Source organism: Pseudoalteromonas sp. TAE56 (assembly GCF_000497955.1).
GTDB lineage: Bacteria > Pseudomonadota > Gammaproteobacteria > Enterobacterales > Alteromonadaceae > Pseudoalteromonas.
Genome location: NZ_AUTN01000062.1, coordinates 23,282 through 47,716, shown reverse-complemented (window position 1 = coordinate 47,716; position 24,435 = coordinate 23,282). Strand labels below are relative to the sequence as shown.

Below are 24,435 nucleotides of genomic sequence, written 5' to 3'. Positions count from 1 at the left end.
TGAGTAATATGATGACTAATGTCATGCTATTTAATGACATTTGGCAGGGGTTTACATTTCGTTTTTATATAAAAATAGATTTATACATTATCAGGAGGATAAACATGAATACATCAACAACAATATTTCAAAGTTTTAAACAGTATGCAGTTGCTTTAGTGTTTTTAGGATTAATTAATTTAATTACATCACCAAACACCTTATGGGTGATTTGGCCCGCGCTTGGCATGGGGATCGCTTTATTATCTGAAGTCTTAGGTATAAGCAGCTCTAAAAAGGTATCTTGATGATTAGTAAGCCAAGTAATAATTTACTTGGCTTTAATTTAATGTGCTTTATTTACAGTAATCTAAACCTAAATATTTAAAATGCTGATTGAAGTGTCGCATCTAGTGATATTTCGGTATTTAAGAGTTTTGAAATAGGGCAGCTCTTTTTGGTTTGCTCACATAAAGCTTGAAACTGCTCGTTTTGAATATCATCAATACGCGCTTTTACCTCAAGGGCAATATGCGTCACCGAAAAACCATCATCTACTTCATCAAGGCTTACAGTGGCTTTAGTATCAATTTTATCTGCGGTAAAGCCTGCATCACCTAATGCAAGTGAAAGCGCCATACTAAAACATGCACTGTGCGCTGCACCTACTAATTCTTCAGGGTTTGAGCCCGCCTCATCTTCAAAGCGGGTATTAAAACCATAAGGTTGTTTATTAAGCGCGCCACTTTGAGTTGATATGCTACCTTTGCCTGTTTTAATGTCGCCAGACCATGTTGAACTTGCCGTTTTTTTAATCGTCATCATCTTCTCCTTGCTAGAGTGTAAGCTTTTCAGGTTATCTAAGCGTTATTTACAAAATAAACTTATATAAAGCCTTAAAAGCACTAATTACTGATGATGTTGCAAAATAGGCGCCAGTTAATTGTTACCCCTGTTTATTTCGCTTACAGCGCTCTGAACAGTAAATAACGTTATCCCAGTCGCGCTGCCATTTTTTACGCCACGTAAAAGGTTTATTACAAATAGGGCATATTTTTTGAGGTAAGTTTAGTTTTTTGTGCGCCATGCTTACTTAGCCTTACTGTTATTTTTAGTATCCGTTTTACTTTTTGTTCGAGTAACTTTTTGAGTACCCCCAACGTGCTTTTTAAGAATTTTCCCTATGGCACGTTTAACATCGGCTCGCTCACGGTATTGCCATAAGCGTTCGCGTGCTTCTTTTGAGGCCGCTGTTAAATCAAGCATGGGTTCAGGGTAATCCTCCCCTAACTTAAAGTCGTTAAAGAGTGCCTCCATTGGAGTTTGCTCCCAAGGCTGATGTAAATATTCAATAGGGAGTTTTTCAAGCTCGGGGCACCACTTTTTAATAAACGAACCTGTTGGGTCTTGATCTTCTGATTGCTTAATTGGGTTGTAGTGCCTAATGGTATTAATACCTGTGACCGAGGCTTGCATTTGAATTTGCGGATAATGAATCCCTGGCTCAAAATCTAAAAAGTAATTAGCTAGCGGAAAGCTTGCTTGCTGCCAACTTATATTTAAATGATGCGTTACAAAGCTTACAAGCATGGCGCGCATTCTAAAGTTTATATAACCGGTGGCTTTTAAGCAGCGCATGCAAGCGTCAATAATTGGAATACCTGTTTGACCTTGCGCCCAGCGTTCAATATCGTTTTTCACACGTTCATCATCACGATACGGAAATACGTGATAACCCGGATTAAGAGCTAAAAACTCCATAGAGCACTCGCTTTCAAACTTTTGCATAAAGTGGCAGTGCCAATGCAAGCGCGATACAAACGCTGCTAGTGGGCGTTTCCAACCTCTTTTGTCAGGGTGTTTTGAATGATATTCATCAATGGTCATTTGATACACTTGCCTAAGGCTAATGTTCCCCCATGCTAGATAGGGCGAAAGCCGAGAGCAGTGGGTTTGGCTTAAACTTGGGCTCGATATTCCCTTTTGATAACCTTTACCGCGCTCGGCAAAAAAACTCTGCATTACAGTTCGCGCATGCAGTGGGCCACCTTGTTGAAAGCTGTCGTGATCTTGAGTGTAAGCGCTTGGCAGCTCAGGCGCTTGATAGTTATTAAGGGTAATTGTTTTTATACTCTTCCAATTAGGAACAGCAATAGGTGCTTGCATTTTTTGCTGCCAGCGTTCGTTCCAATTATTACGATTTTTTTTGCCGCGAATTACCGCGCCTGTTTGCGACTCTTGCCAATTAATGTTGTTATGCTGGCACCATGCTTTTATTGCCTTATCGCGCTCAAAGGTGTTGTTTAAGCCTATTTCTTGATGGCTAAAAATATTAACTATTTCAAACTGCGTCTTTATCGACTCAAGTAAATCGTTCATATTTAAATTAAATATATAAACACAGGCGTTAAAACGCGCTAGCTGATTATTTAACTCAACTATCGATTGATACACAAAGCGCCAGTGCCGCTCATTGTAGTGTGCATCTTCGAGCAGTAATGGCTCAAAGTTATAAAATAACAGGGTCGGTAAGCCATTACTAAATGCATTTTTTAATGGTTGATGATCGCTAAGACGTAAATCACGTTTAAACCACACGATGTTTATTTTTTCTTTCATACTGGCAATATTAAAACCGTGGCATTATAAATAATAGGACAAAACCAATACGTATTAAATGTAAAAGAAGACTAGTGTAAAAACGATTTTGATATAGGCAACTCATGTTAAGGTGATACTAAAATGAGTCGCCAATAAAAGAAGTATTATAAATAGGGAGAATTACCGTGATAGTTAAGCCATTTTGGCACTTGCAGTCATGTGAGAGTACACCTATTAAAGCTTCACCAATTGCAACTACTTCCATTATCTTTTCCTAAAACTTGCGGGGGTATCGCTTTGTATGACGATACCCTCAGTTAGGGTAAAATTAAAAACGCTTACCAATAGTAAAGCTAAAGACACGAGATATGACAACGCGCGCATTAAATATAATTGATTGATCTGCTACCGTTTCACCTGAGTGAAACTTCCCTCTGATAAGTTTCCTGAGTTATTTAGGTTTTTAACATCGACACGAAGATTTAAGGGTACTCGCCGAGATATCATGGTATGTAGGTAGGGCATCAAAGGCTCCAAACGTTGCTACTGTTTTGGCTCCGCATTTAGTAGCAAAGTCGATAGCCTTTGAAACGTTAGTAAAGTTATTTGCCCAGTCAGTAAATTCTGTTTTATTACTCACTAGCGAAGATATTTGATATAAAAAACCACCTACAAACGCATCGCCTGCAGCTGTGGTATCCACAACATATGCCTTAGGGCAAGGATAAGTACCACTAAATGAGCTAGATGAAAAAGTAATAGGCTCGCCACCATCGGTCATTAAAACTAAAGCTACGCCACTATCTACCCAACTTCTAATAGTGGTATCAATATGCTCTATTCCATAAAGCGAGATCAGCTCATCTTTACTCGCTTTAATAACATCAACTGTTTTAGCAACATCCTCAATAACAGATTTAGCTGTGAGTGGTTCATCCCAGAAGGCTGAACGAAAGTTAATGTCAAAGCATGTAACCGAGCCTGATTCTTTAAAGTGTTTTAGCGCATGTAAGGTTGTATTTAATACTAAAGGTTTTGCAAAAGAGCCTGAACAAAAACTCACAATTTTAGGTGTTGAAAATAAAGAGGGCTCTAAATCGGTTATTTGTAAATCGTAATGTGCAGCATCTTTATCGTAAAATTCAAATGTACGTTCACCGTTTTCATCCAACGATACGAACGCGAGTGCCGTCTTCCCTTTTTTTGAAAAGCCAACATAAGATGTGTTTACATTATACATTTTGAGTGCATTTATTAAAAAGCGACCAAATTTATCATTGCCTACTTTACCAAGCAAATAACTTGAACCACCAAGCTTTGCTACGGCTACAGCAACATTAGCGGGTGCGCCTCCGGCAAACTGTGTGAAGTCTAGTTCGCTATTTGATGCCTTATTGTGCATGCAGTCATGTGAGAGTATATCTATTAAAGCTTCACCAATTGCAACTACTTCCATTATATTTTCCTAAAAATTGCGAGGGTATCGCTTTGCATGACGATACCCTAGATTAGAGTAAAATTAAAAACGCTTACCAATAGTAAGGCTAAAGGTACGAGGTAAGACAACGCGCGCATTAAATGTAGTTGCTTGACCTGCTACCGTTTCACCTGCGCGAGGATCCCCCTCTGATAAGCCTTCTGAGTTATTTAGGTTTTTAACATCGGCACGAAGGTAATAACCGTCTTCGTTTTCAAGGGATAAACCAAGGTTTAACATGCCATACATAGGCAGTTCTGCTGTGTTGGCGTCGTCGGCATAACGTTTACCGCTCCATGAGTAGCTACCATGAATAGCTGCCATACCCCACGAAAAATCTTCAAACTGATAGCTACTAGTTAATTGGCCAAAGTGCTTAGGCACACGTACAGGTAAGTTGCCGTTTATATCAATAGAGGCAGAGCTTCCATTAGCATCCAAGTATTGCGCCGCTGGTGTGTTTACAAATTCGGGTGATTGGTACGTTGCAGATACACCAATGCGCCAGTCTTGGGTGATTTGCAGGTTAAATTCGGCTTCTACACCTAAGGTTTCTGTGTTTCTAAAGGCTTGACGTTGCACTACTTGACCATTTTCAACAGTAGGTACATTAAAGAATAAATCATCCGCAGCGGCGAAGTAACCGGTTACAAATGCTGCGACATCACCTTCGTTATATTTAATGCCCACCTCGGCCATTACCGTTGAAGCTGGTTGTGTTTCGCGTCTCTCAGAGTTATTAAATTGATTAATTTCCTCTTGACTAGTTAGGTTGGTAATCGCCATGTATTTATCTACATCAGGCATACGAAAACCATCTGCATATCGAGTGAATACCGCTAAGTCGTCGTTAAATTTGTAGTTAGCTGCAATTGTCCATGCCATTTCGTTGTATTCAACATCAAAGTTTCGGTAAGTCCCATCACCAAAGGGCAGGGTAATATTCCCATTGACGGTATCAGTATCGCTGGCAAAACTGTCAATTGTGTAATTAGCTTGGTTTTGCGCTTCCCCATCTGCTTTGAGGGTTTCGTACCTTAGGCCCAGATTAAACGACACATCTTCAAGCTCGTATTCAAAGTCAGCAAAGGGCGCAAGGGTATTTTCACTATAAACAATATCGGCAAAACCATGTGATCCAGCCTGAATACCTTTGTAAGTACCGCTGGCAATGTCAAGACCTTGTGCATCTGTAAATACAACATCTAAGCGCTGCGGCAGGGGCTCTACTGATTGCAGTGTATTAATTCGATAGTCGGTAACATGGCCATTAATATTAGAGAAGAATAAGCCAAAATTAGCATAAAGAGTCCCTTCGCCTACATCATCAAAGGTGTAGTTGAATCTGGTTTCGTTTTGAAAGTTATCGCCTTCAAAACGTCTATGCCAAAAGCCTGCGTTTATTCCGTATCCATTGGTGTTGTAGGTATTTACGTTGCTTGAATCAGCCAATACAAAGCCGTTTCCTGCATCGCGTATATCGTAACTTAGGTTACCATCAACCATGGCACCTGCAAGGACATCAGTATTTGCAGCATATATAGCTTGTGCTTTACTAGCTAACGATTCGGCGTTACCTACGTTAATGATGCCGGTAAAGGTTGTTAGCATATCGGTATAACGCATTTGATTTGAAAAGACTAAGTTTTCGTTGATTTCAATTTCGGTTGTATTGCCAAAGTAGGTCACATTAGCGTAGTTACCATCTGCAATATCCAAATCAATGTCGCCGCTTGGGGTGTTATTAAGAGTTAATAAACGCGCACCTGCTGAGTTACCGGTGGTGCCATCTCTGATATCCATCCCGCCTGGGATTGTTTTAGCATTGGTGGTTGAGCCTATTAATGGCTGAGGAATAAAAAAGAATGATCTATCGTTTTGTTTATTAAACTCAAAGCGGGTAAAGCCGCTGCCATCTTTAAAAAAGTGCTTAATATTACCATTAAGCTCACCACCTTGGTTAGCTGTATACCCCGGATCGCGTGCGGAGTCATCCTTGCGATACCAAGCGCCAACAGCATAGGTTGTCTGATCGTCTATTGATCCGCTAACCCAACCTTGTCCACCTAGGCGGTTGTTGCTGTTGGTTTCAAAAAACACATCACCTTGGGTATCATCGGAGCCTTCACGAGAAATAAAATTAATAAACCCAGCTGGCGCGCTACCAACAAAAATTGACGAGGCACCACCACGAATAGCTTCAACGCTGCCAACAAAATTAGACAAACGGGTAAAGCGATCATTTTGAGTAAATAAAATATCTTGATTATAAAACACGGTCATACCATCACGAAGTAGTGCTGTAAACTCTGTTTGCGTTGATAACGGAAAGCCTCGTGGGGCTACGTTGTTACCGGTTTCTCCACCGGTGTCTTCGGCATGAAAACCAGGAATACTTCGCACTAATTCAGCAACACTGTGCGGAGCCAATTGCTCTAACTTTGCTTCGTTAAAGGTAGTTATTGCATTAGTTGATTCGATTTTCTCTTTTGGCCGAGATGTTCCCGTTACAATGATGCGCTCAAACCCTAAATCACTTTTTGCTTCTTGTTGCTCTTGTGACAAGACGCTAGGGGATATGGATAGACCTACAGCGACTGCAATTAGAGTCATTTTTGCTGATACTTTCATTTTTCTGTTCTCTCTTTGTTGTGTGTGTATACAAATTTGCGGTTTTATTAATCAAACATGTCAGTGTTATCAAATTTGTAAATAGAATGTAGAGAACTTAAAATAATAAATCAACTATTATTACTTATTATTTTTTGTACAGCTTTTTGATTGTTTAAGTGAATTTTTTACCTCTGATAAAAAATAAATAAGCAGCCAACGTTACCGATGGCTGCTTTTTAACTTTAAAGTATATTAGTGGTGTGAAAGGCTTGCGTGATCTTGAGAAAAGTTGATAAGTAACGGAAGGTTAGCGCAGCCTACTGATTGAGCCTTGGCGCCAATAGAGCCACTTTGTACTTCACAGCGATTAATACCGCGATGATCAGCCTGGCTCAATTTTAACTTTGTTGCCAAAACTATTTTTTCTCTGACATTGATAGGAATGGCGCCATCAATGACAATTGCCTCAAAATCAAAAATAGCTAAAGAACACAATGCCGCGTAGGCGAGGCCATCTGCAACTTGGTCTATCCACTTATCGAGTACGGGGCCTAAGTCTCCCCAATACTCTTTTGAACTCCATAGTATGTCAGTATTGTAGCCATCACCTTTGAGCATTTTTTCGAGAATATACAGTGATGATTGCATAATAAGTTGTTGGGAGGTTAGTTGTCCTTCACTATTAAGCATAGGCCTAGGTAATGAACCTATAGCGCCGGCATTACCTTTTTTACCAGTAAATAAGGTTTCGTTTATAACAACTCCACCACCAATAAAAGTACCAATAAAAATATATAAAAAATCGCTAAAACGAGCAGGATTACCAAAGCTTAATTCAGCTGAACAAGCAGCGGTATCATCATTACATACATACACGGGAAGGTGTACAATTTGATTTATTTTTTCTTTAAAATCAAAAGACTTCCATTCATTCAATACTGTTTTTGGAGCGCCGGCTTCTTCTGTCCAGTTCCAAATTTCGTAAGGGGTTGCAACACCCACACCTAAGATACGCTTGGCTAATTCGTCACTTAAGCTCATTTTAAGTACGCTGATCCCTTTCTCTAAAAAGGTTAGCAAGCTCTGTACTGTGGGGTAAGCGCAGTTTTCGTGCAAAGTTGCGCGTATATTTCCTACTAAGTCAATCAGGGTTAAATCAAAACTGCGACGACCTACTTTTAAGCCAATTCCAAATGCACCATCTGGATTTAACGCAAATGGGATGGTTGGTTGGCCAACCCTGCCACGCTGCGGGTCTTTCCGTATTAATAACGATTCTGCTTCTAAGCTATTGATAATTACTGTGACGGCCTGTGCTGAAAGTCCTGTTTTTTGTGCTATTTCAGCTTTTGGAGCACTACCGTGTTGGCGAATTAATGACATAATTCGGCGTTCATTATGAGCACGCAGGCCAGATTGGCTTCGGCCTTCTTGTAAAGAGAGTCGAGGGTTTTTAGATTTGATAATTATTCCTACCTAGTTGTTATTATCTTGAATAACCTGATTAATTGTACACCGAGTGTGTGTAATTGGCGACTATATTAGCTTTATTGCCGGGTTCACTTCTTATTATTAAATTTACGACAGAGTATAAATAAGTCACAGGAGGTTAATAAATAACTATAGTTGATTTATTGACGGAATGATATTTAACTGGTTAAATGCTTTACTTAACATTAACAACTGAGACACGGCAATGACCACACACACACACACACAAACACCTCTTGTCTCCAAGGAGATGGTGGTTCCCTTTATTTTACTTGTTCTGTGCTTTGCTGCATGGGGAGCTGCGGCAAACATGACTGATCCGCTAGTAAAAGTGTTTAGTAAAATTTTTACTATGTCGTCAGTGCAGTCTGCATTGGTACAATTTAGCTACTATGGAGCTTACTTTTGCCTAGCTATTCCGGCGGCATATATCAATAAACGCTTTTCGTATAAAACAGGTGTGTTAACCGGTTTAGGGATGGCTGCAATCGGAGCATTTTTGTTTTATCCCGCCAGCCAAGCAATGACTTATGGTTTTTTTTTAGTGGCTTTGTTTGTGTTAGCTGGAGGCTTATCTATTTTAGAGACATCAGCAAACCCTTATGTAATGGGAATGGGCACCCAACAAGGTGCAACTCGCAGGTTGAATTTGGCGCAATCATTTAACCCTGTCGGTACTAACATTGGTGTTTTTTTAGCCGCTACCCTTATTTTACCGAAGCTCAATACCGCAACCTCTGGTGAGCGCACAAATATGAATAGTGAGCAATTAACTAGCATTATAAGCGCAGAACTTGATGCAGTTATGGTGCCTTATGTTGGTATGGCTTGTGTGTTGGTTTTTATTTGGTTGGCAATTGCGTTTACTAAAACCCCTAATTTTTGTAAGCAAAAAAAAGTCTCTAAGCATGTAGAATTTAGTGCAACGTTTAAGCGTTTGTTTAAAAATACCCATTACCGCTTTGGTGTTATCGCCCAGTTTTTTAATGTTGCGGCGCAAACTTGTGTATGGACATTTACCATCCAGTACGTAATGGAGGCACTCGATACAAATGAAGTTACTGGGGGAAGTATTTTACAATACAGTATGATCACCTTTTTAGTTTCTCGATTTGTAATGACCTGGCTTATGGGATTTATTCGTCCTGCCAAACTGTTAATGGCAACCTCTATTATTGCAATGCTGCTGTGTTTTTATATGGTGAAAATGCCAAATATAAGTGGTGTATGGGCGCTGGTAAGTATATCGGCTTGCTTGTCGTTAATGTTTCCAACTATTTACGCGATTTCACTACATGGGTTAGGCGATGATGCAAAACTAGGTGCTGCTGGTTTAGTAATGGCTATTTTAGGTGGAGCGATAGTTCCTGTATTCCAAGCTGTGTTTATTGATACATACAGTGTCGCGTTTTCTTATGTTGTGCCGGCGGGGTGTTTTATTATTGTTGCAGCTTATGCTGCATTTGATTTAAAAACAAAAGTCAGAGTATTCAATAATGTAGCGCCTTGCTAAATGGATTGAAAACCGAGTCTGAAGGCTCGGTTTTACTTTTAACTTTTCTCATTTGTAAATCTTCTTTAACCCCAACCTTCATCGGATTAAGATATTAGGCATGTTGATATTCTTATTTAGTTGAAAAAATATGTTTTTAGATCTCACCGAAAATACCAACCAAAATGTTTACTCTTACTTAGTAGGCGGTATCAGCCCAAGGCCTATCGCATGGATAAGTACATTAAATAGCGAAGGTAGTGCAAATATTGCGCCTTATTCATTTTTTACTGTGGCTAGTTGCAAGCCAGCTGTTTTAAGTGTTACGCAAGTAAACCCTAGTGATAAAACGAATAAAGATACGCTTAGTAATCTAATGGCAACTAAAGAATGTGTGGTTAATATTGTCAGCCAAGAGCTAGTTGAAAAAATGAATCAAAGTTGTGCAAATTATCCTAGTGATATAAGCGAATTTGATGCAGCTAACATTGCCCAAGCTCCAAGTAAGTTAGTTAACGCGCCAAGCGTTGCCGATTCAAAAGTACGGTTTGAATGTAAGTTACGCGAAGTTATTAGTATTTCAAATGAGCCTGGCGGTGGAAAAATGATGTTGCTGGATGTAGTGGGTATTTGTATAGACGATGAAGTGATGAGTGGTGGCTATATTGACCCTGAATTATTAAATGCAGTGGGCAAAATGGGCGGCGATTACTTTAGTACAACCAAAGATAAGTTTTTGCTTAAAAGGCCACAGTTGTGAAATAATCGTTTACTTAGGAATACAATAATAAAAGGATTTACGAATGTTTAAGTTCATTTTCACTTTGTTAATTGCTTTGCAAAGTTTTGGCTCTTTTGCCACACAAGATAAAAAACTCCCTATAGAAGTTTTTGCAGGGTTAAAAGATTTTAGCCAAGTTAAGCTATCTCCAAATGGTAAGAACCTCGCTTTTGTAAGAAATCATCAAGGGACTTTAATCTTAATGGTTAAAAACTTGGAGACGGGGGTTACTACACCAATTATAAACTCAAATAACCATACAGTGTTTTTTGATTGGTATAACTGGGCAAATGATGACGTACTATTACTTGGTGCTCGCTATATAAAATATCAGTTTGGCGGAGTTAAATATACATCAACGCTTATGTATGCGTATAACTTTAAAAATGATAAAGGTCTTAAATTAGCTTTTAAAGCCAACACAGTAAGAGATGAAATCCAGCCACAATATTCAGACCGAATTGTTAGTTTTTTACCTGAAAAAGAAAATAAAATTTTAGTTCAAGGGGATTTTAAAATAGCAAATACCCCAGCAGTTTATGAGTTAGATTTGACCACATTACGTAAGACCCAAATACAAAGGCCACGCAGTAATGTTGTTACTTGGTTTGCCGATAGGCAAGGTAAAGTTCGTATTGCAAAAAAAATGGACGATACGCAATTTACTTACGATTATTTTGATGAGAATAAACAGTCGTGGGAAACTTTATTTGATTATGAGGTTTTTAGTAAGCAAAGTATTTCTATATTAGGGTTTGATAAAGACTCTAATTTTTTATACATCACTGCGTTACATGAGGGGCGCGATGCATTATTTAAACTCAATTTAACGACTAAAGCTCGCGAGCTAATTTACAGTAATAGTAAATATGATTTTGATGGGTCTATTTTTTATTCACAACAAACTGGCGAAGTTGCAGGCTTTACTGATTCCCATTTAGATGATGGTATTAAATATTGGGATAAAGACTTAGATAAATTACATCGTTCTTTGCGCGTATCGCTCCCTAAAGATGAATATAAATTAGACATTGTAAGTACCAGTAAAGATCAGCAAAAATATATACTCTATATTAGCTCAGACAAAACGTCGGGTAGTTATTTATTTGGGGATAGAGTAAAAAAGCAGGTGAGTGCAATTGCTGATGTTTATCCGCAAATAGATGCCTCTGTATACAGAGGCAAAAAGCGCATTAGCTACAAGGCAAGAGATGGCTTGAAAATAGAAGGCTATCTAACTCTACCAGTAGAATATAAAGAAGGTGATAAGTTACCAACAATTATATTTCCACATGGCGGCCCCATGGCAAGGGATTATGCTAATTTTGATTACTGGACAGCTTTATTAGCCTATAACGGATATGCTGTTTTACAGCCTAATTTCCGTGGTTCGAGTGGCTATGGGCACGACTTTTTAATGCAGTCAATCCAAGGTTTTGGTTTGGCTATGCAAGATGACTTGCAAGACGGTGCAAACTGGTTAATTGACCAAGGAATAGCACAAGCAGATAGCATTTGTATTGGTGGTGCTAGCTATGGTGGCTATGCAGCGTTAATGGCTGTAATTAAGCACCCAGAAACGTTTAAATGTGCAGCTAGTTTTGCTGGGGTAAGTGATTTACAGTATTTAGTGAGTAAAGCACGACACTTTACAAACAAAAATATCGTTAGAAAGCAGTTTGGAACTGATGATGATTTACTAGAAGCTAATTCTCCAGTGAATTTTGCTAAAAAAATAACAAGACCAATATTGCTTGTACATGGAACTGACGACAGTGTGGTACCTGTTTATCATAGTAGAGAAATGCAGGATGAACTTGATGATGAAGCAAAAGATGTTACTTATATTGAGCTTGAGGATGGCGATCATTACTTATCTTATCAAGAGCACAGAGTTAAAACTCTTCAGGCATTTTTAGACTTTTTTGATAAACATTTGAAAAAAAATAAATAGCCAGACTCCAGTTAAATAGCAAAAAGACAACTTAGGTTGTCTTTTTTTGATCACAATCTTCCTTTGTTTGTGCACATTGTTTGCACTTTTACTTGTTAACTTTGTTTTATTAAACGTTAAAGTAAAGGTTCAAGCATTGAAAACACTTCTTAAAACAAAAGCCGTTAATGCCACTAAGTTATTTGCGTTAAGCGCGCTTTGCATCGCTTTAAGTGCATGTAATAGCGATTCAACAAGTACTGCAACAGACGGCGATACAGTCAGTAATAGTGCTCCAACGGTTGATGCTGGTATTGACCAAACTGTTAATGCGGGCGATACCGTTTATTTAAGTTCAACGGTTGAAGATGACGGTGAAGTATCGGTTAGTTGGTCGCAAACATCAGGCACTACCGTTAGTTTATCTTCAAGTACTGCAACGTCTACAGAGTTTGTTGCACCTGAAGTTTTAACCGATGAAGCACTTGTATTTGAAATCAGTGCAGATGATGGCACAAACGATGTCGTTGTAGATACAGTTATAGTTAATGTTATTGCTTCATCAGACTCAAACTCAGATACAGTTGATAATAGTGCAAAACTTACCAGCTGGTTAATTAACAACGATACAACTTCTACATACATACAAAATAATGGTGCAGTGGTTGAAGATGCTCAATCAGTTGAGGTTGTTAGCGTTACTGAGGAAGATGCTGACGTTGAATACATGTACGTGCAAACAACTGACATTCCTAAATATGATGTAACGCTTACACAAGACCAAGTAGACGCGTTAAATAACCGCCCGCGTGCAGCTACCGATTTTTATAACGGTGTAACTTCTGCAGCAGTAGGGCAAACCATTTCCTTTGGTGAAGATATTGGCTATAACAGCAGCACTGAAAACTGCGATGACACAGGCGGTGCAGGTTATTGGCCTCCAGGACCGGGTTGCCCAACAGAACAAGCGGTTGAAGCGTATTTTCCGCTAACACCTACCGATTTATCTGACACTGAAACTTGCGAAACAGGTTTAGGTACAGTTGGCTTAATGGTTAATGGCACCAGTATATTTAACTGGGGCGATGGTATGAGCTACGGAAATAATATTTGGTATACATTAGCGCCCATTGCTGAGCAATATGATGTTGATGTGTGTGGCGGACATGCTGCTAACGGTGAATATCATCATCATTTTTATACGAGTTGCTTAGCTGATTTACTTGAAGATGATGGCGATGCACATTCACCTATTTATGGTTTTGCAGCTGATGGCTATCCGCTTTATGGTCCTTATGAAAGTAACGGACAACTAGCATTAAGTGGCTGGGAAATGCGAGATTACGGTGCACCTACAAGTGAAGGCGGTTGTGGTACTGAGGGTGAGCGAAGCTGTACCTTAGTTGATCAATACGATGTTAGCCAAGGTACACAAACAAGTGATGCAGGTCCTGCTATTGGCGCACAAGTGACGACGCTCTCTGGTAATACATTAAATGCCGACGATGGGTATTACTTTGAAGATTATTACTACGCACAAAAAACAGTAACCGGTGCTCAATTAGATGAGCATAACGGCCACGATACTAATGATGGTAAGGGTTATCACTACCATATAACACTAACGTTAGACAGTGATGGTAAATTACAGCCTTCTTTTCCTTATCAAATAGGGCCTCGTTTTAAAGGTCAATTAGCCGATAATTCAATTGGTCGCTGTGATACTGGCGAAACAATGGGTCCACCACCGGGAATGTAAGGAGTAACTATGCGTTATTTTAAATACGCATTGATCCTAACAACTGCTGCGCTATTGAGCTTCAAGCTCTTTGCGCAGCAGGAAATGATGGATCATAGCCATATGCCTATAGCAGTGCCAAATGATGCGCCAACCCCGGCATTAAGCCTTAAGTTATTAAAAGATAGTATGTCGGGTTATAACTTAATTTTAGATACGCAGCGTTATGATTTGTCTGTGCCGCCAGAGGGCACGATGAACATGCAACAAATGATGGGCGTGACAACAAACCAGGACACCGGTTTTTTACAAGGTCATGCTCATTTATACATTAATGGGGTTAAAATACAGCGAATTTACGGACAAGCGTTGCATTTACCTGCTAACTTATTTAAAACTGGTATAAATACCGTATCGGTTACTTTAAATAATCATGGTCATATGTATTGGACCGCTCAAGGTAAAAAAATAGTTGCTACGCTGTATGTTAACGACCAAACCAAAGAGTTTATAACATACCGATTTGAAAGCTTTCCTAGCAAGGTTGAAAACACGCATTAATGAAAATTCATAATAAACTTTTTTTAATACTATTTAGTTTTACCTTTAGTGTTATTGCAGGGCTGGTGGTTCTTATACAGTGGAGCATAGGGCAAGGCGTAATTGATTTTGTTAATGCAAAAGAGGTGAAAGCGCTTGAACCACTTGTTGTGCAATTTGCAAAGCAATACGAACAAACACCCTCATGGGAGCGTGTTGTCGGCAATGGCGAAAGCTTTAGAAAACGTGTTGAATCGCAATTAGAAAATAGCCAGTTTTTGCCTAGGCCACAAGAAGGCCCAGGTCCGCGTGGGCGAATGATGCGACGACCGCCGCCAGATCATATTCGTTTAGAGGAAGATCGCCGCCCACCGCCAGAAAATATTGCTCACTACGCTTTGCTTGACGAAAATAAACAGCGAGTAGTGGGTAAATACCTCAGCGATTTAAAATATATAACAACCCCAATTATTGTTAACGATAAAATAGTGGGTTACTTAGCAGTTTCTAAAAGAGATAGCTTGGTTGATGGCTATGAGCTTGATTTTTTACAGCAGCAAACTAACTACTTATGGTTTATTGCTTTAGCTGCGGTATTGCTAACATTAATGGTTACTTTTTTATTGTCTCGTCACCTAGTAAGCCCTGTAAAGCAAATTGCTAACGGTATGCATCGCTTAACGCAAGGTAATTACGAGACCAAACTCACGCTTGAGCGAAAAGACGAGCTAGGACAGTTGAGCGAAGATTTTAATACGCTTGCATTTACACTCGCTAAAGATGAGCAAGTACGTAAGCGTTGGCTTGCTAATATTTCTCATGAGCTTAGGACGCCAATGAGTATTTTACTCGGTGAACTTGAAGCTATGCTACTTGGTATACGAGAACCGAACGCAAAAAATATAAGTTCGGCTAACGATGAAGCCCTACATTTAAAACGCTTAATAGACGACTTGCATATGCTCAATAGCGCAGAATTAGGAGGTATGCACTATACTATGCAACCTACTGATATGGCGTTATTATTAAATACTATTGAGCAAAAGTATCAGGTTTTGCTTGAACAACATAATATAAAAATATACCTACTAAATAGCGCTAAACACATAACTGTACAAGCAGATAAAACACGCCTTTTGCAGCTACTCGATAATATTCTAATGAACGCAGTACACTATGCACAATGTACAACTATTTCTTTAACGGCTAAAAATATAAGTATTAAAGGGCAAACTTATTTAGAGCTTATAATCGAAGATAATGGCGTAGGTGTAGAGCAGTCGCATTTATCGCATTTATTTGAGTATTTATACCGAGTAGATAGTTCGCGTAATCGCCAGGAGGGCGGTTCTGGCTTAGGTTTATCTATTTGCCAGCATATAGTTAAAGGTCATAAAGGTGAAATAGCTGCAGAAAAAGCCAGCTTAGGCGGCCTTGCTATTATTATTAGATTGCCAACTATTTAGTTTATAAAATAAAGTTAAGGTTACTTACAGAGATGCCTATGAGTGAACAAATACTAATTGTGGAAGATGAAGTAAAGCTAGCTAACTTAATGAGTGACTTTTTAAGCAGCCATCACTTTATTACTCATCAAATACATCACGGGAATGAAGTATTACCTTGGCTTGAAGTTAACAGGCCGAGTGTAATCTTGCTAGACATAATGTTACCAGGTCAAAGTGGTATTGAACTGTGTAAAGCAATCAGGCGCTTTTCAAACGTGCCTATTATTATGGTATCGGCAAAAGTAGAAGAAATAGATAGGCTGCTTGGGCTGGAATTAGGTGCAGATGATTATATTTGTAAGCCGTTTAGTTATGCTGAGCTGGTGGCACGCGTAAAAGCTATTTTAAGGCGATTAAATAACGCAAGTGATGTTACAGAGTCAATAATGAAGCTTGACGAGAGCAGCTATAGCGTAAAATATAAATCAAACAGTATAGAATTGACGAACTTTGAATTTCAACTATTTAAACCTTTGTTTAACAACCCAAATCGTATTTATTCGCGCGATAGCTTAATGGACACTATGTACGCCGATCAGCGTATTGTGAGCCACCGTACTATTGATAGCCATATTAAAAAGTTGCGTAAAAAACTAGATGAAGTGACACAAACCGAAAGTGTTATCCAGTCTGTTTATGGGGTTGGTTACCGGTTTGTGCATCCACAGTAAGGTGGAATGATGAGCTATGACGATGAGTTACTCATCGTCGTCAGCATTTTTAATTCGCTCTAAACGGTCAAACTCTTCGTATTCTGCTGCTTGAATTTCATCAAGAATAGAATCTACATCAGCAAGTTCGTCGCTGTCTTCAAATTCACCTGTAAGCGTTGAATTAGGCGTTAAATTGGCCTCTTCAAATAGTGCCCACATTTCTTTAGCGTATTGAGTTTTTAGTATGCTTGGCGCAAATTCACCATAGTAGCGGCGTATGTTATTTACATCGCGTGCAAACATAGCTTGTGCACTGTTATTAGCTGAGGCGTTAACGGCTTGCGGTAAATCTATAATTACAGGGCCGTTATTATCTACAAGTACATTAAACTCAGATAAATCACCGTGTATTATACCTGCGCAAAGCATAAGCTTAATGTAATGTATCATGAGTTTATACTGCTCAATCGCTTGCTCTTCACTAAAAACGACATGTCCTAGTTGAGGGGCCACGTTACCATCTTCATCAGAGACGAGCTCCATAAGCAGCACGCCATCAATACAAAAGTAAGTATCAGGAACACGTACACCCACGCCAGCTAAACGAGATAACGCATCAACTTCGGCATTTTGCCAAATTTCTTCTTCTAATTGGCGGCCATAGCTAGAGCGTTTACCCATTGCACGCGCTTGGCGTCCACCACGTACTTTTCGGCCTTCTTGATATTGTGCCGCTTTTTTAAAACTACGTTTAACCGCATCTTTATACACTTTCGCACAGCGAATATGTTCACCACAACGCACAATAAATACATCGGCTTCTTTACCGCTCATTAGTCGGCTTATTACTTCGTCAATAAGGCCATCATCAACAAGAGGTTGTAGGCGTTTAGGTATTTTCACAGATTGCCTGCTAAGTAGGGTTGGTTATTAATCATTATTTATGAAAGTGCTCTGTATTTGTTTGTTTAATTGGCTCAAGCAGTATATCAGCTTTGAGAATTAAGGGCAGTAACACTACTGCCAGAGAGTAATTAATCGTATTATTTTATTAGCTTATATATTGATTGCAAAGCAATCAACCAGAACTTTTTTGAATCATCAGTTTTTATTAAAAATAATTTATTACTTCCTCATTATTTGCACATTGTTTGCGTTTTTAAAGCGTAAGCTTAGTTTAATTCTTAAATACGAGGTTATTACTATGAAGCATTTTTCAACTCTTGCCACTGTGGCAATATTATCTATTGCTTTTTCAGCTAATGTAGCTGCTCGAGGCGGTGACAATCCTCCTGAAAAACCTGACTTTTCAACTATTGATACTGATGGTGATGGCGTAATTAGCTTTGAAGAGTTTAGTGCTAAAAAACCACCGCACGGTGATGCACAAACAATTTTTGATTCTATAGATGCCGATGGTAATGGCGAAATTAGTGAGCAAGAGCTTAGCGATCATAAACCACCTCGTCGTGAACGTTGAAAGGATACTAAAATGATTAATAATATTGGCAGCAGCTCTGCGAGTTTTGTGCCGCAACAAAGTAATCAAGCTGCAAAATTAACAACAGAGCAAAGTGATTTTGTTAAAGAAACGCTTGCACAGTTTGATGCCGAAAACTTAACTAGCGACGATGCGCAAAGTATTCAAGCGGCATTTAAAGAACAAGGTATTGAACCAACAAAAGAGCTTGCTGATTTAATGGGCGAACTCGAGTTTGATGCTAAAAGCATTGGTGATGCAGGAAGAGCAGAAGGTCAAAGACCGCCGCCACAAAACTCATTAGAATCAGTCGATACAGACGAGGTAGTGAGTTATTTAGATGAGCTCTTAACTGAATATTCAAACCAGTTGTCTGATGAAGATAAAGAATCAATCCTTGCATCAGTGCAAGAGAAGTTTGGTTTAAGTGAAGGCGATTCACTGCTAAATGTAACTGCTTAGGTGTTATTACTTAGAGTAAAGCTGACTGTTACTCGAAAGTCTTAAGTCCAAAGCCCAACGGTTAATTCTGTTGGGCTTTTTTATTGGCTTAATTTAACTGTGTTTCTATTTTGCTGGTGCCATCTTCTTCGGTAAATTTAAATACAAAATCTTTTTTACCGTCTTGGTTTATATCTACTAGAAGAATATCTTTATTATTTTTAGGCAGCGTTAGCTTTAATTTTTTGCGTTTATCATTTAGCAGTGAGTCTTGCTCTCCATAATAAATATACAGCGTTTTTTTACTGTATTTGTATACCGCATCAATATAGCTGTCGCCGTTAATGTCACCTAAATAGAGAGCCGGTTCTGATTCATCGCCATTCATCCCCACTTCCATTTCTAAATCAAGTTCAATACTCGATTTATTGGCAAATGAGCCGTCGGGTTGCTGCTTATAAAGATTCATTTCTACATCTACATCAGTACTGCCGCCGCCTAATGCCATAGATGCGATAGTACCTAAGCCAATATCTAAGTCCATTTTTTGTAAATCAATTAAGCCATCATTATTAAAATCAGTTTTGAGCAATAACTCACTAGGGCCCTGTGTTTCAAATAAGGTAATGGGCGTATTAGCAAAACCTTTAGCACTCCCTAGGTACAAAGTATGTGCTATTTTTATATCTAACGAATCCATACCTTGTGTTGGCTTAAACTGTCTGGTTGTAAAATCTAGAAATCCGTCGTTATTAATATCAATAATTTGCTTTATTTTGCGAGTCTCGCCATTGCTTAGCTCGCCGAGCTCAATGTTAAAATCAATTGAGGTGAGCTTTTTCTCAAAGCCCTCTGAATTAGCAAGTAGTACATCTGCTCCAAAGTCATTTGAAAAAACCAGGTCGTTTAATCCGTCGTGGTTAAAATCGATAACGACAGGTTTATTGTTAATATTAACTTCTAAAGAAAGCCCTTTTCCTGAAAAGCGGCCTTCATACTTAGGCGTTTGTTTAAATTTGTTAGGCTTAAAGCTGCCATCTTTATTTTGAATGTATAAAGTACTGCTTGCTAATCCAGGGATAAAAATATCGCTTAGACCGTCGTTGTTAGCATCGAAAACAAAGTCTACTTTTCCAAATTTATCTATTTTTAATTGATTAAGAACCGACTCATAATTAAACAACAATGTTGGTTTACCTGCTTGGGCTTTATATACGCCATCACTTGTTAGTACGAGTGCTTGTTTATCGGTGATGTTAGCAAGTGTTGCCACATCAAACCCGATGGCGTTTTTTGGTAAAGCAAGTTCACTACTAAGTGATGTAAGTAAATTGATGGCTTCTAATTGTTTTGATTCTTTATTATATGCAAATAAAATCTCTGAATCGGTTGATACTAATTCATCCGTTGTTTTTATTGCCATTGTTTGAGCTATAACGCTTATGGGGGTAAGTAAAGTGATGAGTGAATAGCAAAGTGGTTTTATCATGCAAATTCCTTTTTTATATTTAGTTGTATCGTTAAAATTTTTATTATTTAAGCAGCGTCAGCGCATAATTTTACGTACTATCCAGCGCTGGGGCTTTTTCGTTTAAACGTAATATACATATGTAAGTTGGATTATATTTAGCCTACGCTAATTATTATGTACTGGGTGTAAGCAATTGTAAGATTATGTTTTAGGAAGGGCTTGTTGACTTTTAAAGATTGAAATTTGTTCAATTTAAGGACGATTTAATCGTGGCGCGAGGTTTGTAATCTAGTAACAAAGAGTCAATTTCCTTAGGCAGAACCCTTTGGGCAGCGCATTTTGGTATTAATACTACGTTATCAACTATGTATGATTAACAACCACACTACATAGGCTCTGCCTTGCTTAAATACCAAACAGTCTGCTGCAAATTCAACCTCAAAAAATAAACAGGCCCAACAAGAAAGGTAGCACATAACTCATATGGTAGCTAAGCGCTTTTAGAAGTGTTTGGTTATTAACTACATTGCTTATTTTGCTCATTTAAATAAGCATCTACAAAACCTACTTCCATCGGTTTTGAAAAGTAATAACCTTGTAGGTGAGATACACCAATTTTAGTGAGTGTGTTTGCTTGCTCAATAGTTTCAACGCCTTCTGCAACAACAGTAAAATCTAAAGTAGAGGCCATTTGTACAATTGCATGAATAATACTTAACCCTCGTTTATCCATATTTTGAATAAAGCTTCTGTCTATTTTTACTATATCTACACCAATATCAAGCATGCTTGATAGTGATGAGTAGCCTGTACCAAAATCATCAATTGAAATACAAAAGCCTTGTTTTTGTAGTGCTTTAACGGCTGTCAAAAATGTGAGTTTATCCTCGGCAAATACTGACTCAGTAATTTCTATGTGTAGGTTTTTAGGTTCTACCTGGTGGCGATTTACTATTTTTAATACCTTAGATACAAAATCAGGATCTTGTAGCTGAATAACCGATACGTTTACGCTTATAGCAATTTGTGGTTGTAAGTGACTTAATTTTGTTGCTTGTATACATGCCTGTTCTATTACCCAAATACCTAACTCGGTTATTAAACCGTATTGCTCGGCAATAGCTATAAATTCATCAGGGAAAATATTTTCACCATCTAGTTGCCAGCGTAATAATGATTCAAAAGAGGTTACTTTTGATGTTTTGCTATCAACAATTGGTTGAAATACTAGCCTTAAACTATTTTCTTCTATAGCACTGGCTAGGCGTTGACTCAAAAGATACTCTCTTTCTTGTATTAATTTGAGTGAATCGCTATAAATATTGATATTACCTTTCGCCATGCGTTTTTGGTGATACATTGCAGTATCAGCAGAGCGAATTAAGGTATTAAAATCGCTCCCGTGCTCAGGATACATGGCAATACCAATAGTTGCAGATACCCATTTTTGATATTTATATGTTTCATGCTCGGCACCAATGCTTTGAAGTACTTTATCTGCAAACTCGATAAGCTCAGCTTGTTTTTGATACGTTGCTAAAATTAAAAACTCATCCCCGCCCCATCGGCATTTAAATAGCTGTTGATTGCATACATTACTAATTCTTCGTGCTATTTCTTTTAATACTTTATCGCCTACTTTATGACCCAACGAATCATTTATTTGTTTAAATCCATCTAAATCTACGAATAATAAAGCAAAGGGTTCTTGAGGGTTGTCTGCTAGTTGTCTGTTTGCATTTTTTAAAAATGCGGTTCGGTTTAATAGATTTGTAAGTGGATCGGTATTCGATAAACGGTAAATTTCTTCTGTGCGTTGCTCAACCTTGTTTTCCATTTCGTTAAGCAGCTCTCTGTTTTGGTTTTTGAGCTTGATTGCACTGTGTGTAAATGTGGCTGATTTGTACGATGAAGCCACCATAATAGCAGTAAATGCTAGGCCTAAAATACCGAGGACAGAGTTGTAGTTTTCGTTAGAAAAGGTTAATAAAAAAGAGTAGGGCGCCAATAAAATAATGCTATAGAGTACAGCGGTTACTCGACTTCCTGAAAGCAGATTTGCAGAGCCTCCTGCAAAGGCAGATAAAATAGCAATCGTGGTTGTCGTCTCTATTGCTGATGAGGTGCTATGAAACCAAAGTGCATACCCACACCACGATAGCGCAGTTAAAATACACCCGGTTGAAAATCTTTTTGAGTATGTGTCAGCATTAAATAACGGGCTATCCTTTTTGGTTTTATAAAACCACATTACATCAATAGCGCGAGCTGCTAATAAGACAACCATAATGCTTAGCCAAATACTTTTTTCGTAGGATATTTTCTGGTTATTTAAATCAAAAGCAAACACTAATATAAAACTGACTACAATGGAAATGGCAATGCCAGAGATGGCATTAGAGTATAAAATTTTAACGGTTTCCCTGCGTTCTTCACTATTTAGATTTTTATATGGCACTAAGTAAAACCTTATACAAAAGTCACTCCAACTAGCGATGGAGAAACGTTCAAGAAATACTGCAAATATTTCAGATGAACAAAAGCGTATTAAACATCGATTAGTTAGGCTCTAATCCTGAGTATAAGAATAAATATAGTTTATGAAAGCAAAAAAAAAAGCTAGCACAGTAAAAAGGCTCATAATAAATAATCATTATGAGCCTTAAAATTATTAAGCAGGTTAAAGTGTTAACGACTTTACTTGCTGTTTAGTAGATTTAACCTTCGAAATCACTATCGTTATGGCGCTCTGCCATTTGATCTTCTTCAGGGCCCCATGTGCGATTTACGCGGCGGCCGCGCTTTACAGCAGGGCGATCAGCAACTTGTTTTGCCCAACGAACAACATGAGTGTATGAGGCAACATCTAAAAATTCAGCTGCATCATATAAGTCGCCTAAAACAAGCGAGCCATACCAAGGCCAAATTGCAATATCGGCAATTGAGTATTCATCACCCGCCATGTATTCATTTTCGCTTAAATGACGATTTAACACGTCAAGTTGGCGTTTAGTTTCCATGGTAAAACGATCAATAGGGTATTGCATTTTACTTGGTGCGTAGCTATAAAAGTGACCAAACCCACCACCTAAATATGGCGCTGAGCCCATTTGCCAAAATAGCCAGTTACGACACTGCGTTTTAGCTTTCAAATCCTTAGGGATGAGTACATCAAATTTTTCAGCCAAATACTGTAAAATAGAACCCGATTCAAAAACGCGAGTAGGTGGTGTGGTTGAATGATCCATTAGCGCTGGGATTTTTGAGTTTGGATTAATATCAACAAAGTCAGATCCAAACTGATCGCCATCACCTATGTTTATTAAATATGCGTCATAGTCTGCATCGGTGCAACCAAGCTGTAAAAGCTCTTCAAACATGATTGTAGCTTTTTGGCCATTTGGCGTAGCAAGAGAATAAAGCTGAAATGCGTGCTCGCCAATAGGTAGAGTTTTGTCATGAGTCGCGCCTGCAATTGGGCGGTTAATGCTGGCAAATTTACCGCCACTTTCACTTTCCCACGTCCATACTTTTGGTGGCGTGTATTCGTTTTGATCGCTCATAAATAACCTCAATGTTAAATGGAAATGTTTAATACTTACTCATAAATGTGGCCATAAAAAATTAATTAAAGGCCCTAAATATTTAATTTACCGACCTTTTAATTTATCGGCTTTTGCTAATCTATAACCTAAAAACAACCCGCTTAGCGCTCCAAATAAATGGCTTTCAAACGATACATGATAGCGCTGAGGTAAAACACCCCATATAAAACCGCTATAAAGTATAGCCACTACAACTGCAATTATAATTGATTTTAATGAGCGTCTTACTAATCCGTAGCATAGAATAAAGCCCCATAAACCATATATAACACCGCTTAAACCAACATGTATGTTACTGCGCCCAAATGCCCAAACTAACAGTCCACCGACTAGAGCGGTAAAAATAAATACGTTATAAAAACGTTTTACGCTGTACTGGCAAATTAGCCAACTTAATACTACAAATGGGATCATATTACTGGCAAAGTGCCACCAGCTACCATGTAAAAAAGGTGCGCATAGTATGCCAATTAATCCTTGGATACTGCGTGGATATATGCCTAAACCATTAAGATTTATGCCAGGTAGACTATTGATCACTTGTAGTACGAAGCAAATAACAACAATACTAAATATTGCGAAACGGGTACTAGTTAGTAATGACAGTGTGGTTGGCTTGGTTGCCATATAAT

Annotated in this window: 22 protein-coding genes; 10 read left to right on the top strand and 12 right to left on the bottom strand. The window is 38.5% G+C overall.

Going from position 1 to position 24,435, the window contains the following annotated elements; genetic code table 11:
• The first annotated feature begins 104 nt into the window (after positions 1-104).
• Positions 105-287 (top strand): 2TM domain-containing protein, encoded by a 183-nt coding sequence (locus tag L656_RS0103865; RefSeq protein WP_002958152.1) that lies wholly within the window; start codon positions 105-107, stop codon positions 285-287.
• A 76-nt stretch (positions 288-363) separates the two neighbouring features.
• Here the strand turns inward: L656_RS0103865 and L656_RS0103855 are convergent, their stop codons facing one another.
• The 7 genes from L656_RS0103855 to L656_RS0103825 form a co-directional block, all read right to left on the bottom strand.
• Positions 364-801: an OsmC family protein gene (locus L656_RS0103855; RefSeq protein ID WP_024593544.1), complete on the bottom strand. Its 438-nt coding sequence runs from the start codon at positions 799-801 to the stop codon at positions 364-366.
• 124 nt (positions 802-925) lie between these two features.
• On the bottom strand, positions 926-1,066 hold the full coding sequence (locus L656_RS1000000122720; protein WP_002958154.1) for a DUF2256 domain-containing protein: 141 nt from the start codon (positions 1,064-1,066) through the stop codon (positions 926-928).
• A 2-nt stretch (positions 1,067-1,068) separates the two neighbouring features.
• Positions 1,069-2,598 carry a cryptochrome/deoxyribodipyrimidine photo-lyase family protein gene (locus L656_RS0103845; protein WP_024598257.1) on the bottom strand — a complete coding sequence of 510 codons (1,530 nt, stop codon included), beginning with the start codon at positions 2,596-2,598 and terminating at the stop codon, positions 1,069-1,071.
• A gap of 118 nt (positions 2,599-2,716) precedes the next feature.
• Positions 2,717-2,845, bottom strand: coding sequence for a hypothetical protein (locus L656_RS1000000123585; RefSeq protein ID WP_275041058.1), 129 nt, complete (start codon positions 2,843-2,845; stop codon positions 2,717-2,719).
• A 198-nt stretch (positions 2,846-3,043) separates the two neighbouring features.
• Entirely contained in the window at positions 3,044-4,036 is a 993-nt protein-coding gene (locus tag L656_RS0103835; protein ID WP_024598256.1) for a carbohydrate kinase family protein, read from the bottom strand.
• Between the two features lie 63 nt (positions 4,037-4,099).
• Positions 4,100-6,688: a TonB-dependent receptor gene (locus L656_RS0103830; RefSeq protein WP_024597027.1), complete on the bottom strand. Its 2,589-nt coding sequence runs from the start codon at positions 6,686-6,688 to the stop codon at positions 4,100-4,102.
• Positions 6,689-6,922: 234 nt separating this feature from the next.
• Positions 6,923-8,080: an ROK family transcriptional regulator gene (locus L656_RS0103825; RefSeq protein WP_275041062.1), complete on the bottom strand. Its 1,158-nt coding sequence runs from the start codon at positions 8,078-8,080 to the stop codon at positions 6,923-6,925.
• A 286-nt stretch (positions 8,081-8,366) separates the two neighbouring features.
• Between L656_RS0103825 and fucP the strand changes: the two genes are divergently transcribed.
• The 7 genes from fucP (at position 8,367) to L656_RS0103790 (ending at position 16,824) form a co-directional block, all read left to right on the top strand.
• Complete coding sequence (fucP, locus tag L656_RS0103820) at positions 8,367-9,674, top strand: L-fucose:H+ symporter permease (RefSeq protein ID WP_029753314.1); 1,308 nt, start codon at positions 8,367-8,369, stop codon at positions 9,672-9,674.
• Positions 9,675-9,804: 130 nt separating this feature from the next.
• Positions 9,805-10,413, top strand: coding sequence for a flavin reductase family protein (locus L656_RS0103815; RefSeq protein ID WP_024597030.1), 609 nt, complete (start codon positions 9,805-9,807; stop codon positions 10,411-10,413).
• A gap of 43 nt (positions 10,414-10,456) precedes the next feature.
• Positions 10,457-12,388: an alpha/beta hydrolase family protein gene (locus L656_RS0103810; protein WP_024598254.1), complete on the top strand. Its 1,932-nt coding sequence runs from the start codon at positions 10,457-10,459 to the stop codon at positions 12,386-12,388.
• Between the two features lie 76 nt (positions 12,389-12,464).
• Entirely contained in the window at positions 12,465-14,126 is a 1,662-nt protein-coding gene (locus L656_RS0103805) for a YHYH protein (RefSeq protein WP_024598253.1), read from the top strand.
• Between the two features lie 9 nt (positions 14,127-14,135).
• Positions 14,136-14,666, top strand: a complete 531-nt coding sequence (locus L656_RS0103800; RefSeq protein WP_002958164.1) for a hypothetical protein — start codon at positions 14,136-14,138, stop codon at positions 14,664-14,666.
• Positions 14,666-16,111, top strand: coding sequence for an ATP-binding protein (locus tag L656_RS0103795; protein WP_024598252.1), 1,446 nt, complete (start codon positions 14,666-14,668; stop codon positions 16,109-16,111). The genes L656_RS0103800 and L656_RS0103795 overlap by 1 nt, the downstream gene beginning before the upstream one ends.
• A gap of 38 nt (positions 16,112-16,149) precedes the next feature.
• On the top strand, positions 16,150-16,824 hold the full coding sequence (locus L656_RS0103790) for a response regulator (protein ID WP_024598251.1): 675 nt from the start codon (positions 16,150-16,152) through the stop codon (positions 16,822-16,824).
• A 27-nt stretch (positions 16,825-16,851) separates the two neighbouring features.
• Here the strand turns inward: L656_RS0103790 and L656_RS0103785 are convergent, their stop codons facing one another.
• Positions 16,852-17,709: a PA4780 family RIO1-like protein kinase gene (locus L656_RS0103785; RefSeq protein WP_002958167.1), complete on the bottom strand. Its 858-nt coding sequence runs from the start codon at positions 17,707-17,709 to the stop codon at positions 16,852-16,854.
• A 301-nt stretch (positions 17,710-18,010) separates the two neighbouring features.
• On the opposite strand from L656_RS0103785, the gene L656_RS0103780 reads away from it, so the two are divergent.
• Together L656_RS0103780 and L656_RS0103775 are read left to right on the top strand one after the other, a co-directional pair.
• A complete protein-coding gene (locus L656_RS0103780) occupies positions 18,011-18,286 on the top strand; it encodes an EF-hand domain-containing protein (protein ID WP_007581281.1) in 276 nt (91 codons plus the stop codon).
• 12 nt (positions 18,287-18,298) lie between these two features.
• The gene (locus tag L656_RS0103775) at positions 18,299-18,748 is read left to right on the top strand and encodes a hypothetical protein (RefSeq protein WP_024598250.1); all 450 of its coding nucleotides are present in this window, start codon (positions 18,299-18,301) and stop codon (positions 18,746-18,748) included.
• Between the two features lie 88 nt (positions 18,749-18,836).
• Here L656_RS0103775 and L656_RS0103770 read toward each other — a convergent pair whose 3' ends face one another.
• The 4 genes from L656_RS0103770 to L656_RS0103750 form a co-directional block, all read right to left on the bottom strand.
• Entirely contained in the window at positions 18,837-20,216 is a 1,380-nt protein-coding gene (locus tag L656_RS0103770; RefSeq protein WP_024598249.1) for an FG-GAP repeat domain-containing protein, read from the bottom strand.
• A 499-nt stretch (positions 20,217-20,715) separates the two neighbouring features.
• On the bottom strand, positions 20,716-22,656 hold the full coding sequence (locus L656_RS0103760; protein ID WP_024598248.1) for a putative bifunctional diguanylate cyclase/phosphodiesterase: 1,941 nt from the start codon (positions 22,654-22,656) through the stop codon (positions 20,716-20,718).
• Positions 22,657-22,915: 259 nt separating this feature from the next.
• A complete protein-coding gene (gene yghU / locus L656_RS0103755) occupies positions 22,916-23,761 on the bottom strand; it encodes a glutathione-dependent disulfide-bond oxidoreductase (protein WP_024597039.1) in 846 nt (281 codons plus the stop codon).
• 87 nt (positions 23,762-23,848) lie between these two features.
• Positions 23,849-24,430, bottom strand: coding sequence for a rhomboid family intramembrane serine protease (locus L656_RS0103750; protein ID WP_010555361.1), 582 nt, complete (start codon positions 24,428-24,430; stop codon positions 23,849-23,851).
• Positions 24,431-24,435: the final 5 nt, after the last annotated feature.

What these genes read in the sequence shown, in the direction of transcription:
- L656_RS0103835 (WP_024598256.1), bottom strand. Translation starts at nt 4,036, where the DNA reads ATGGAAGTAGTTGCAATTGGTGAAGCTTTAATAGATATACTCTCACAT.
- L656_RS0103810 (WP_024598254.1), top strand. Translation starts at nt 10,457, where the DNA reads ATGTTTAAGTTCATTTTCACTTTGTTAATTGCTTTGCAAAGTTTTGGC.
- L656_RS0103750 (WP_010555361.1), bottom strand. Translation starts at nt 24,430, where the DNA reads ATGGCAACCAAGCCAACCACACTGTCATTACTAACTAGTACCCGTTTC.
- L656_RS1000000123585 (WP_275041058.1), bottom strand. Translation starts at nt 2,845, where the DNA reads ATGGAAGTAGTTGCAATTGGTGAAGCTTTAATAGGTGTACTCTCACAT.
- L656_RS0103790 (WP_024598251.1), top strand. Translation starts at nt 16,150, where the DNA reads ATGAGTGAACAAATACTAATTGTGGAAGATGAAGTAAAGCTAGCTAAC.
- L656_RS0103780 (WP_007581281.1), top strand. Translation starts at nt 18,011, where the DNA reads ATGAAGCATTTTTCAACTCTTGCCACTGTGGCAATATTATCTATTGCT.
- L656_RS0103865 (WP_002958152.1), top strand. Translation starts at nt 105, where the DNA reads ATGAATACATCAACAACAATATTTCAAAGTTTTAAACAGTATGCAGTT.
- L656_RS0103795 (WP_024598252.1), top strand. Translation starts at nt 14,666, where the DNA reads ATGAAAATTCATAATAAACTTTTTTTAATACTATTTAGTTTTACCTTT.
- L656_RS0103855 (WP_024593544.1), bottom strand. Translation starts at nt 801, where the DNA reads ATGACGATTAAAAAAACGGCAAGTTCAACATGGTCTGGCGACATTAAA.
- L656_RS1000000122720 (WP_002958154.1), bottom strand. Translation starts at nt 1,066, where the DNA reads ATGGCGCACAAAAAACTAAACTTACCTCAAAAAATATGCCCTATTTGT.
- L656_RS0103815 (WP_024597030.1), top strand. Translation starts at nt 9,805, where the DNA reads ATGTTTTTAGATCTCACCGAAAATACCAACCAAAATGTTTACTCTTAC.
- L656_RS0103770 (WP_024598249.1), bottom strand. Translation starts at nt 20,216, where the DNA reads ATGATAAAACCACTTTGCTATTCACTCATCACTTTACTTACCCCCATA.
- yghU (WP_024597039.1), bottom strand. Translation starts at nt 23,761, where the DNA reads ATGAGCGATCAAAACGAATACACGCCACCAAAAGTATGGACGTGGGAA.
- fucP (WP_029753314.1), top strand. Translation starts at nt 8,367, where the DNA reads ATGACCACACACACACACACACAAACACCTCTTGTCTCCAAGGAGATG.
- L656_RS0103800 (WP_002958164.1), top strand. Translation starts at nt 14,136, where the DNA reads ATGCGTTATTTTAAATACGCATTGATCCTAACAACTGCTGCGCTATTG.
- L656_RS0103830 (WP_024597027.1), bottom strand. Translation starts at nt 6,688, where the DNA reads ATGAAAGTATCAGCAAAAATGACTCTAATTGCAGTCGCTGTAGGTCTA.
- L656_RS0103775 (WP_024598250.1), top strand. Translation starts at nt 18,299, where the DNA reads ATGATTAATAATATTGGCAGCAGCTCTGCGAGTTTTGTGCCGCAACAA.
- L656_RS0103845 (WP_024598257.1), bottom strand. Translation starts at nt 2,598, where the DNA reads ATGAAAGAAAAAATAAACATCGTGTGGTTTAAACGTGATTTACGTCTT.